Source organism: Chryseobacterium defluvii, from assembly GCF_003634775.1.
Classification (GTDB): Bacteria; Bacteroidota; Bacteroidia; order Flavobacteriales; family Weeksellaceae; genus Chryseobacterium; species Chryseobacterium defluvii.
The window spans coordinates 455,385-467,418 of record NZ_RBXB01000002.1; the positions used below are offsets into that span (position 1 = coordinate 455,385).

Annotated in this window: 10 protein-coding genes; 7 read left to right on the plus strand and 3 right to left on the minus strand. The window is 37.8% G+C overall.

All coding sequences use genetic code 11. The features are described 5' to 3' along the window. Positions 1–205: 205 nt before the first annotated feature. Positions 206–2,500, plus strand: a complete 2,295-nt coding sequence (locus tag BCF58_RS08880; protein ID WP_121461443.1) for a T9SS-dependent choice-of-anchor J family protein — start codon at positions 206–208, stop codon at positions 2,498–2,500. A gap of 127 nt (positions 2,501–2,627) precedes the next feature. After that, positions 2,628–4,217: a GEVED domain-containing protein gene (locus BCF58_RS08885; RefSeq protein WP_121461444.1), complete on the plus strand. Its 1,590-nt coding sequence runs from the start codon at positions 2,628–2,630 to the stop codon at positions 4,215–4,217. Between the two features lie 49 nt (positions 4,218–4,266). Here the strand turns inward: BCF58_RS08885 and BCF58_RS17380 are convergent, their stop codons facing one another. After that, positions 4,267–4,425: a hypothetical protein gene (locus tag BCF58_RS17380; protein WP_170148996.1), complete on the minus strand. Its 159-nt coding sequence runs from the start codon at positions 4,423–4,425 to the stop codon at positions 4,267–4,269. A 41-nt stretch (positions 4,426–4,466) separates the two neighbouring features. After that, a complete protein-coding gene (locus tag BCF58_RS08890) occupies positions 4,467–5,294 on the minus strand; it encodes an ion transporter (protein WP_121461445.1) in 828 nt (275 codons plus the stop codon). Positions 5,295–5,541: 247 nt separating this feature from the next. On the opposite strand from BCF58_RS08890, the gene BCF58_RS08895 reads away from it, so the two are divergent. From BCF58_RS08895 to BCF58_RS08905, 3 genes are all read left to right on the plus strand, one after another. Further along, entirely contained in the window at positions 5,542–6,390 is an 849-nt protein-coding gene (locus BCF58_RS08895; RefSeq protein WP_121461446.1) for a hypothetical protein, read from the plus strand. Positions 6,391–6,513: 123 nt separating this feature from the next. After that, positions 6,514–7,611 (plus strand): Nif3-like dinuclear metal center hexameric protein, encoded by a 1,098-nt coding sequence (locus BCF58_RS08900; protein WP_121461447.1) that lies wholly within the window; start codon positions 6,514–6,516, stop codon positions 7,609–7,611. 2 nt (positions 7,612–7,613) lie between these two features. Beyond that, positions 7,614–8,390 (plus strand): zinc ribbon domain-containing protein, encoded by a 777-nt coding sequence (locus BCF58_RS08905; protein WP_121461448.1) that lies wholly within the window; start codon positions 7,614–7,616, stop codon positions 8,388–8,390. 57 nt (positions 8,391–8,447) lie between these two features. On the opposite strand, the gene BCF58_RS08910 is transcribed toward BCF58_RS08905, so the two are convergent. Continuing rightward, a complete protein-coding gene (locus tag BCF58_RS08910) occupies positions 8,448–10,226 on the minus strand; it encodes an AMP-dependent synthetase/ligase (protein WP_121461449.1) in 1,779 nt (592 codons plus the stop codon). A gap of 271 nt (positions 10,227–10,497) precedes the next feature. On the opposite strand from BCF58_RS08910, the gene BCF58_RS08915 reads away from it, so the two are divergent. Then, positions 10,498–11,637 carry an acyl-CoA dehydrogenase gene (locus tag BCF58_RS08915; RefSeq protein WP_121461450.1) on the plus strand — a complete coding sequence of 380 codons (1,140 nt, stop codon included), beginning with the start codon at positions 10,498–10,500 and terminating at the stop codon, positions 11,635–11,637. Between the two features lie 19 nt (positions 11,638–11,656). Further along, a complete protein-coding gene (locus tag BCF58_RS08920; protein WP_121461451.1) occupies positions 11,657–12,019 on the plus strand; it encodes a hypothetical protein in 363 nt (120 codons plus the stop codon). The last annotated feature ends 15 nt before the right edge of the window (positions 12,020–12,034 follow it).

Sequence of the window (12,034 nt, forward strand, 5' to 3'; positions counted from 1 at the left end):
AAAATAAAGAATGGTTTAAGTTGTTGATATTCAGTGGTTAGTATTTTTATAATTCAATTATGATTGAATTATTATTTTTAAACATTTGTTTTGTTTTACATAACAAAATGGTTTATTTATAATATTATTTTTAAAAAAATAATATAAATATTAAATTTAATTAAAATTTTTTTTAAATTTATTTTCCCTAATAATTTTTACTGTAATGAAGAAACTACTACTTTTTATTTTAACATTGCCCATTCTATGTTTTGGACAATGGACAGAGAATTTTGATGCCGGAACTACTATGCCGGCAGGATGGGCCGTCATTAATAATGGCGGAGCCAATGGCTGGGTATTCGGAACACCCGGTGCGGGAACTGCCCAGTCTGGATCGAATGTTGCTAGGCTTACTTATAATGCTACGGCACATGATGATTATTTAATTACAAAAGCTATTACGGTAACAGCAGGTTTGAGTGACAGGATATCTTTCTTTGTAAGGTCCAGAGATTCAAGCTTCCTTGAAAATTATGAAGTTTTGCTTTCTACTACCAACCAGACGGCAACTGCTTTTACTACGGTACTTCAGGCTACCCAAAAAGCACCAGCTGTATGGACACAAAAAACATTTAGTTTATCATCTTATGTGGGTCAAACGGTTTATGTTGCTATTCATGCGACGGATACAGATCAATGGCAGCTGTATGCAGATACATTTGTAGTGGATTCGGCACCAACTACTGTTCCTTCGTGTGCAACTCTTACAGCACCAACTAATGGTGCAACAGGAGTGAATCCTGATGGAGTATTAAGCTGGAATTCTGTTGCCGGTGCTGCCGGATATAAGATTAAGGTAGGAACCACCAGTGGCGGAACAGATATTGTAAATAATGTGGATGCTGGAAATGTGACCTCCTATAACATTGCAGGGACGCTTAATTCCGGAACTACCTATTATGTGACTGTTACACCATATAATGGTATTGGAGATGCTGCCGGATGCTCCCAGATTTCATTTACTACAATTCCTGCGCCGGCCAATGATAATTGTTCAGGAGCAATCGCTTTAACGGTAAATCCGGATCTGAATTGTGCTTCAGTAGCCTCAGGGAATACTCTGGGAGCGACACAATCGATGGCAGCAACACCATGTAACGGGACCTCTGATGATGATGTCTGGTATTCTTTTGTGGCAACTGCTGCTTCGCACGTTATAACATTATCAAATGTAGTTTCAACAGGAACAGTCAGTTCAACGGACACCTATTTTCAGGTTTTAAGTGGGGTTTGTGGAAGCCAAACAAGCGTGTTGTGTAGCGATCCTTTATCAGGGACAGCTACCGGATTGACGGTTGGGGAAACTTATTATGTGAGAGTTTACAGCTACTCGGGAGAAGGATATGCTCAAAGCTTTAATATCTGCGTAGGAACATTGCCTCCTCCTCCGGCCAATGATAATTGTTCGGGAGCAATTGCCTTAACAGTGAATCCTGATCTGAACTGCGGATCAACAACAGCAGGAAATACGGTTAGTGCCACACAGTCAATGGCTGCAACACCATGCAACGGAACCCCGGATGATGATATCTGGTATTCATTTGTGGCTACTTCAGCTTCTCATGTGGTGACACTTTCTAATGTTTCCGGATCTACAGATATGTATTTTCAGGTATTGAGTGGAGCTTGTGGTTCACAAACAAGTATTGTCTGCTCTGATCCTAACTCTGCTACCCTGACAGGCTTAACCCCAGGACAAACGTATTATATAAGAGTGTATACATATAGCAGCGGAAATAATGCAAGCTTTACGATTTGTATAGGGACACCACCACCGCCACCTGCCAATGATGAATGCTCGGGAGCCATTGCGTTAACATTGGGTACTGATTTTGCTTCAGGAGCTATATCCTCAACCAATGCAGGAGCTACAACTAATATTACTTCTACATGTGCTTCTTCAAACTCGGTTAATAATACCTGGTATTCCGTAGTGGTTCCGGCTTCAGGAAATGTAACCATTGAAACAGGGGCGGTAACGGGATCTCAATTTACAGATTCTATATTAGCTGCTTATAGTGGAGCTTGCGGATCTTTAACTCAAATTTCATGTAATGATGATATTACCACAACCACCAATTTATATTCAAGGGTTTCTCTTACGGGAAGGACGCCGGGTGAAACCATTTATATAAGCGTGTGGAGATATTCTACAGCTGGCGGAGATGGTCCGATTCAAGTCTCTGCTTATGATGCAGGCAGCCTGGCTACTATTGAAATTACTGAGACTAAAAACAATATCAAAATCTATCCGAATCCGTTTGCTGAGGTACTGAATATGTCTGACGTGTCTAAAGTGAAATCAGTTTCTGTAACAGACATGGCGGGAAGAGTCTTGAAATTTGTTGAAGCTCCATCTTCGGTACTTTATTTGGGAGAACTTACACCAGGAATGTATGTGCTAACATTGCAAATGAAAGATGGATCTAAGCAGGTTCTTAAAGCTGTCAAAAAATAATCTTTTTAATGATAAGTAAATATTTCATGGAGACTGATAATTTAGTCTCCATTTTGTTATTAAAAATTTATTTTTTTTTAATAATAATGAAATTTTGTTTAATTTAGTGCGAAACAAAATTATTAACATGAAAAAAATTCTATTATTGGGCTTTATAAGTCTGGGGATTGGAGCGTTTGCTCAAACGTATTGTACACCCGCATTCGCTTCCGGCTGTGATGATGGGGATCAAATCGACAGTTTTCAAATACCTGCTGCTGGCTTTAGCCATCTGAACACGGGATGCTCTACAAATGCCTATGGTGACTTTACCACACAAACCATAAGTATGAATGCCGGATTACATTATCCTTTTTCGGTAACTCATAACTATGGAAGCCAAAATATCCGTATCTGGATAGATTTCAACAATGATGGAAATTTTGATGATACAGCTCCTGAGCTGGTAGCCTCGGCAAGCAGTTCCAGTGCCACTGGATCGGATATCACAGATGGTAATATTAGCATACCTACTACTGTAACTCCCGGGACATATCGGATGAGAGTAGGAGACAGGTATTCAAGCCAGCCTATACCTTGTAATATTGACGGTTATGGAGAAGCACATGATTATATGGTGAATATCGGAGCTGCACCAAGCTGTCTTGCGCCAAGTAATGTAACTGTAAACGGAGTGACTTCCAATTCGGCAACAATAGTATGGGTGGCTTCTACCAGTACCGTAGGGGTGGGGTATGAGTATTATGTATCTACTTCCAATACAGCTCCAACGGCTACTACCACGGCAACAGGAAGTGTGGGTGCTTCAGCTGTTTCGGTCACATTACCTGCTACTTTGGCTTCAGCTACCAATTATTATGTGTGGGTACGCTCTGCTTGTAGTACTACGGATAAAAGTCAATGGTCTATAGGTGCCACTTTTACAACAGATTGTGCTGTTGTGGTTCCTGCCTATACGAATGATTTTGCGACATTCCCACCTACATGTTGGGAACAGTTATCCGGTGGTTCTCCAACAAGTACCCCTCCTACAGGAACGTATAGTTATTGGTATGAAGATGGATTCCTGGGCTCAGGTTCAACAGGTTCTGGTGTAATTAATCTGTATACTACGGATACGGTAGGGTGGCTGAAGACGGTGCCATTTAATTTATCCGCAGGAGGATATCGCGTGAAATTTGATTATGGGGTGACGGCATATAATGATCCGGGGCCTTCAGGTATGGGTTCTGATGATGTGATCCAGTTTGTGGTTTCTTCTGACGGAGGAAATACCTGGACGGTGTTGCAAACATGGACTGCTGCTAATGCTCCTTCCAATACGTCAACACTGTTCTCTTTGGATCTTACGTCTTATACAGGAGCAAACACTGTTTTTGCATTTTACGGGTCAGATGGAACAGTAAACGACACTGAAGACTATGAATTCTTTGTAGATAACTTCATCGTAGAACAAGCTCCACTATCAACCTCGGAAATTTCCGGAACTAAAAACAATATCAAAGCGTATCCAAACCCATTCACGGATGTGTTGAACATTTCGGATGTTAGAAACGTGAAATCAGTTTTTGTAACCGATGCAGTAGGAAGGCTAATCAAAACTATTGAGAATCCCGGTTCTGTGCTGCATTTAGGAGAATTAAAGCAAGGGATGTATTTCGTAACGCTTACTCTGAAAGATGGCTCTCAGCAAACCATTAAAGCAATTAAAAAATAAATAATTTGCATTCTAATATAAAAGACGGCTCAAAGCCGTCTTTTCTGTTTTATTTATTAGGTACAGGTTGAATGTCTCCTGTGTTCATACTACTGAATACGGCAGGGAAAAACATGACTAAGATAAAATAAATGATGACCATTAATATTACTAAAGCAAATAAAATCATCACCAGGCTGTTGGGTTTGTTTTTCTTTTTAGGTTCCATAATTCTTGTGGTATTTGGTTAATAGATTAATTATAAAAATATTAAGCTAATTTCTTGCCACATTGTTTACAATACCTTGCATCATCATCAATATCCTCATTGCCACACCTGTCACATATCTTTTCAAGGTTTTGTCTTTTGTTTCTCATTTCAGCGGTTACTATTCCTGTAGGAACAGCAATAATCGAGTAACCGGCCAACATTAAAATTACCGCAAAAAATTTTCCCAAAGGAGTAATCGGAGAAACATCACCATATCCCACAGTGGTTACGGTAACAACTGCCCAGTAAATAGATTGCGGAATACTTTCGAATCCTGGCCTTCCGCCCTCTACCATAAACATCATGGAGCCAACAATGACTGAGAAAATAATCAGGAACAGAAGGAAAATATAGATTTTTCTTGAACTGTTTTTCAATGCTTTTACGATGAGGTATCCATCATTCATAAAATCGAGAAGATTAAAAATTCTGAAGATTCTTAACATTCTCAACATTCTGAAGATAAGGAAGTATTTGGTAACAGGGAAAAATAAGCTTAAGTAAAAAGGGATAAGCGATAAAAAATCTATGATCCCGAAAAAACTGAAAATATAATGTCTTTTATTTTTCACTACAGCTATACGCATGCTATACTCTATGGTGAAAAGCAGAGAAATGATCCATTCCAGGATTAGAAAAGTTATATGGAATTTTTTATCCAGCCAGGGGATGCTTTCCATCATTACAATGAGCGTGCTTAACAAGATAAGAATTAATAATACAATGTCAAACAATTTTCCGAGTCTTGTATCGGAACGATTAATGACACGATATAAAAATCTTTTCCACAAGGTGTCTTCGGGAATAAGATTGTGTTCTTTTTCCATGCTATTTCAAATTATAACCTAAGATAATATTTTAATGGGTTAGTATACAAATATAGGGTAAAAAGCTTATAGGTAGAAGAATGTATGATATTAAGCTCATTGATTTGTGAATTATCATGTATTAATTTACTGGTTTTCAGTATTTTGTTTCGGTAATATATAAAAATAATATGACATATAAAAATAAAATTTTATTTACATGTTATGGTATTCTTTGTAATTTTATGTCACAAAAAAACAATAAATCATGAAAAAAATTATTACTGCAGCCCTCTTGGGGGCGTTATGCTCTTTATTTAATAGTCAAGTAGGGATTAATACTACAAACCCTAATTCAGCAACCGTACTGGATGTTACTTCCAATCAGAAAGGAATCCTGATTCCGCGCCTCACAGATGCAGAAAGAAATACAAATTTAGCCGATAATAATACTCTTACGATCCCTCCCGCAGGAGTTGTAAATGCGAGCCTGGCTATTGGTACTCTCATTTTCAATACTACAGTCAACGCCTTTCAATACTGGGATGGTACGGTATGGAGGCAACTTTTTGTTGCTACTTCTTCTCAGGCAGGAAATGACGGTGTTGTAAAAATAAATTCAGGAAATGCAGGAGTAAAGCCCACTCTTAACCTTACTGCAGCAGGAAGTGGGTACGGTCCAAAGCAACAGGTTGTATATGCTGTTCCATTGGTATTTGCAGCAAGTCCTACCACCAGCTGGCCGGAAACAACTGTTCCATTCCCGGGAGTAACATCTAATATTTATAATTCCAACACCAATAAATGGCGTGAGAATGAAATTTACGGACAGGTCCATATCTGGAGGCTTATAGCCAATATAACTCCGGGTTCTAATAGTTCGGGCTCGGTGAAGGCCACACTGACGAATCCCGATTCAGGCTTTATTGTTAATTCTATTCAGTTTTTGCCAAGTGGCTCCAATGGAGTAGGGAATGTTCTTACATTCTACTTTTATACGATTGCTGATGCCGCAAGCTTAGATCCGGGAAGAGGTTACCAGCTCTTTTTGGAATCGGACACAGGCTGTAACGTAGTTGTGGATTCCTTTACCAGGGTATCACTTTTCAAAGATTAAAATCTCATGACTATATTGGAACCCGGCTTATGTATACATAAGCCGGGTTTATTATATGAAAAAGATGTCTGAGCCGGATTTATTTTCATAAAATTAATATCTTCGTCATTACAAGTCAATCGAATGAAATTAAAAGAAGTAATTGCTAAAATTGAGGAAAATATAAAGATCCGCCAGGCAGAAGATTTTGATAATGTAGGTCTTTTGTGTGGTGTTCCGGACCGGAATGTTTCCGGAATCCTGGTTTGCCACGATGCGTTGGAAAATGTAGTGGAGGAAGCCATTCATAAGAACTGCAATCTTATCGTATGTTTTCATCCTATTATCTTTTCAGGATTACAGTCTCTTACGGGCAAAAATTATGTAGAAAGAGCTGTTTTAAAAGCAGTTGAAAATAAAATTGCCATTTATGCGATTCATACGGCGTTTGATAATGATTTCTTTGGGGTGAATGCGGGAATTTGTCAACAGTTGGGATTGAAAGGCATGAGAATTCTTCAACCTAAGAAGAATAACTTGAAACAGTTATCGGTATATGTTCCTAAAGACTACACTGAATCGTTGAAACAGGCGCTTTTTTCAGCAGGAGCTGGAAATATAGGGTTTTATGACGAATGCAGTTTCAGCATCGGTGGAGAGGGTACATTCAGGCCGTTGGACGGTTCAAATCCATTTTCCGGACAACAAAATATACGGGAAAACGCTGATGAGAATATGATTTCAGTGATTTTTGAAAGCTATAAGTTGGGACAGATCATTTCAGCAATGAAGTCAGCACATCCTTATGAAGAAGTGGCATATCAGATCTATAGTTTAGATAATGAAAATCAACATGCAGGATTAGGAATGTACGGTGAGCTGGAGGAAGCTATGGATGAAAAAGATTTCCTGAAAATGGTGAAAGAAAAATTCAATCTGGAAATCATTAAGCATTCTGCCTTTACAAATAAAAAAATAAAGAGGGTAGGAGTGTTGGGTGGATCCGGCGCAAGCGGAATCAAATCTGCTTTATCCAAAAAATGTGATGCTTACCTTACGGGAGATATCAAATACCACGATTATTTCTTAGCGGAATCCCAAATGCTGATTTGTGATATCGGACATTATGAGTCAGAACAATTCGTTGTTCAACAATTATTTGAAATTTTGTCACAAAAATTTAGTACATTTGCAATCTCAAAATCTAACGAAAAAACAAACCCAGTAAATTATTTCCTTTAGATATGGCAAAAACCACCGATATTTCAGTTGAAGAGAAATTAAGAGCTTTATACGATTTGCAGATCATTGATTCAAGATTGGATGAAATCCGAAATACAAGAGGAGAATTGCCAATCGAGGTGGAAGATCTTGAAATCGAAATTGAAGGGCTTGAAAAAAGAGCTGAAAAATTTCATGCGGATATCAAAGATCAGGACGACCAGATCAAAACTAAACATGAAGTAATCAACCATGCAAAAACCTTAATTGAAAAATACAAATCTCAACAGGATAATGTAAGAAACAATAAGGAGTTTGAAGCATTAGGTAAAGAAATTGAATATCAGGAACTTGAAATTCAGCTTGCCGAAAAAAGAATTAAGGAATTCGGAGCTAAGATTGCTCATAAAAACGAAACGTTAAGTGAGCTTACTTCAAAAATCGACGAATTGAAGAACCACCTGAAATTCAAAAAAGAAGAGTTGGATGGTTTGATCTCTGAAACCCAGAAAGAAGAAGAATATCTGTTGGAGAGATCTAAGGAATTTGCTTCCAAGATTGATGACAGATTATTGGCATCTTATAATAAAATAAGAACCAGCTCTATCAACGGTTTAGCAGTAGTAGGATTGGAAAGAGGGGCTCCAAAAGGTTCATTCTTTACGATTCCGCCTCAAAAACAGATGGAGATTGCTCAGAGAAAGAAAATTATTATTGATGAGCATTCAGGAAAAATCCTGGTGGATGACGAATTGGTAATGGAAGAAACTGAAAGAATGAAATCTGTGATTAAATTTTAATCATATTGAGATTTAAGAATAAAAAAATAAGGCCGGAAATTTTCCGGCCTTATTTTTTTATTCTTGGTGATCATACATCTTATTGTACAGATCAATAAACTTTTCCTTGATTGCTTTTCTTTTCAGCTTTAAAGTAGGAGTCAGCAGTCCGCCGTCAATACCCCACACTTCAGGGGTCAGTTCAATTTTTTTGATCCTTTCCCAGTTCCCGAGATGCTCATTGATGCCATCGATTTCTTTTTCAATTCTGTCTTTCAATTCAGGGCTTTTTGCAATTTCTTCGGGAGTAGAGCCAACATTGATATTATTACGCATAGCCCAGCTTTTGGCAAACTCGAAATCCGGTTGAATCAATGCACAAGGCATTTTTTCACCATCACCCACCACCATAATCTGCTCAATGAATTTAGAAGCTTTAGCAAGATTTTCAATAGTTTGGGGAGCAATATATTTTCCTCCGGATGTTTTGAACATTTCTTTTTTACGATCGGTAATCTGTAAAAACCCGTCATTATCAATATGTCCGATATCTCCGGTTTTAAAATATCCGTCATCTGTAAAGGCTTCTTTTGTCATTTCCTCATTCTTGAAATATCCTTTGAAAACAGATGGACCTTTTACGGTAATTTCTCCATCCTCCTGGATTTTTACATCCAAATTATCTAAAGGTAATCCAACAGTTCCCACTTTCATTTTTTCAAAACTATTTACGGAAATTACCGGTGATGTTTCTGTTAAACCATATCCCTCCAAGATAGGAATTCCGGCGTTTTGGAACATTAAGTTTAACCTTGTAGACAAGGCGGCAGAACCTGAGACCAGTGTGATAATCTCACCGCCTAAGCCTTCTCTCCATTTAGAAAACACAAGTTTGTCGGCAATAATTTCCTGTAGCCCGGAAGGCTTTGAAACCTCTTTCTTTTTTGTAATGAGATTTAATGCCCAGAAGAATATTTTGGATTTTAATCCCCCTGCAGAAGAGCCTGTATTGTAAATTTTATCATAAACTTTTTCTACCAGTCTGGGAACAACACTCATATAATGAGGCTTTACTTCTTTCACATTTTCGCCCATTTTTTCAATGCTTTCGGCAAAATATACAGAGAAACCATTGTATTGGAACAGATAGAACAACATTCTCTCAAAAATGTGGCAGATAGGTAAGAAGCTAAGAACCCTCGTATCTTTATAATCGAGACTTTTCTTTCTGGGAATCCTCGGAACGGAGCCCAGAACATTGGAAACAATATTATGGTGGGTAAGCATTACCCCTTTAGGTTTCCCTGTAGTCCCGGAAGTATAAATGATAGTGGCAAGGTCTTCAGGATTGATGGTATTGGCGAGATCTTCCACTTCAATCTGAGTGGAATCATCTTCTCCAAGGTCTAAAATTTCTCTCCAGTTGGCGGCACCGCTTATTTTTTCAAAAGTAAAAATACCCTGTAAGGAAGGAATGTTATGCTTCACTTTCATTACTTTGTTCAGAAGATCCTTGTCGGAAACAAAACAGTATTTTATTTCGGCATCATTGAAAATGAATTCATAATCTTCCGGAGAAATACTTGGATACACCGGTACAGACACCACCCCGATTTGAGAAAGCCCCAAATCCATAATAGCCCATTCCGTACGGGAATTGGTTGTAATCAATGCAATTTTATCCCCCGGTTTGATCCCCAGCTTTAGAAGTCCTCTGGATATTTTGTTTCCTTCATTGATAAACTCCTGTGTAGAGGTTTTTTTCCATTCACCATGATATTTCGTAACAAACATATCATTTTTAGGAAATTTCTCTAAAGCATAATGAGGTATATCAAATAATCTCTTAATCGTCATAATTTTTTAAGCAGTTTTAAACAATTCTAAATATAAGCATTTTTTTTAATAATGAAAGCTGGATAAAAGTAATTGGAAATTAGTAAAATGCATATCATAATATATTGAAAAATTATGAATGACACTAATGATATTTTAGAGATAATTTAAAAGATATTGGAATTCTTTGGTTTTTTGTCTAATTTGCTAATTTTTAGGACTTAACTTCTAATTCTATTTTCAGGTTTCCCTAAAAAGTGTAAATTTACGACCATCTAATTATTCAATTTTTATGGACTTTAATTTATCGGAAGAACAGCTGATGATTCAGCAGGCAGCAAGGGATTTTGCACAAAACGAACTATTACCGGAAGTCATCGAAAGAGACCGCGACCAGAAGTTTCCTACTGAACAGGTAAAGAAAATGGGAGAAATGGGGCTTTTGGGAATGATGGTAGATCCTAAATACGGAGGAGCAGGTATGGACAGTGTTTCTTACGTTTTAGCGATGGAAGAGATTGCAAAAATTGATGCTTCTGCAGCTGTTGTAATGTCTGTAAATAACTCATTGGTTTGTGCTGGTCTTGAAAAATTTGCCAGCGAAGAGCAAAAAGTAAAATACCTTACACCTCTTGCAAGCGGACAGGTAATAGGAGCATTTGCTTTATCTGAGCCGGAAGCAGGTTCGGATGCTACTTCTCAAAAGACTACTGCGGAAGATAAAGGGGATTATTATCTTTTAAACGGGATCAAAAACTGGATTACGAACGGAGGAACAGCTTCTTATTATATCGTTATTGCTCAAACAGACCCTGAGAAAAAGCATAAAGGAATCAATGCATTTATCGTAGAAAGAGGTTGGGAAGGTTTCGAAATTGGGCCAAAAGAAGATAAATTGGGAATCAGAGGAAGTGATACGCACTCTTTGATTTTTAACAACGTAAAAGTACCCAAAGAAAATAGAATCGGTGAAGACGGTTTCGGGTTCAATTTTGCAATGGCTGTATTGAACGGAGGAAGAATCGGAATTGCTTCCCAGGCTTTAGGGATCGCTTCAGGTGCTTATGAATTGGCGTTGAAATATGCCAAAACAAGAAAAGCTTTCAGAACGGAAATCATCAATCACCAGGCTATTGCTTTCAAATTGGCAGATATGGCAACCCAGATCACAGCGGCAAGAATGCTTTGCTATAAAGCGGCTGTAGAAAAAGATGCAGGAAAAGATATTTCTGAAAGCGGAGCTATGGCTAAATTATATGCATCTCAGGTGGCAATGGATACTACGATTGAAGCAGTACAGATCCATGGTGGTTACGGATACGTGAAGGAATATCACGTAGAAAGAATGATGAGAGATGCAAAAATCACTCAGATCTATGAAGGAACTTCTGAAATCCAGAAAATTGTGATTTCAAGAAGTATTGCAAAATAAACTGTTTAAAAACTACACTATGAAATACTTATGGATTACTCTCGGGATCATACTTTTACTTTTAGGAGTATTTGTTTGGTATAAGTATTACTTCGTGTTCGGGGAAGGAGTGAAATCCGGCTACCTCAATTATGCCATTAAAAAAGGGTATATTTTCAAAACCTATGAAGGTAAATTGATTCAGGAAGGTTTCGGAAGAGGAAAAACGGGAACTGTTACAAGCTATGAGTTTGAATTTTCTGTAGAAGACCCTAAAATCTTCCAACAATTAGAAACCAACAGCGGTAAAACCTTTGATCTTCATTATAAAGAATATAACGGAGCATTGCCCTGGAGAGGAAATACCAAATATGTAGTAGATAAGGTAGTGAATATGAAATAGTAAAAAGCCTTTCAG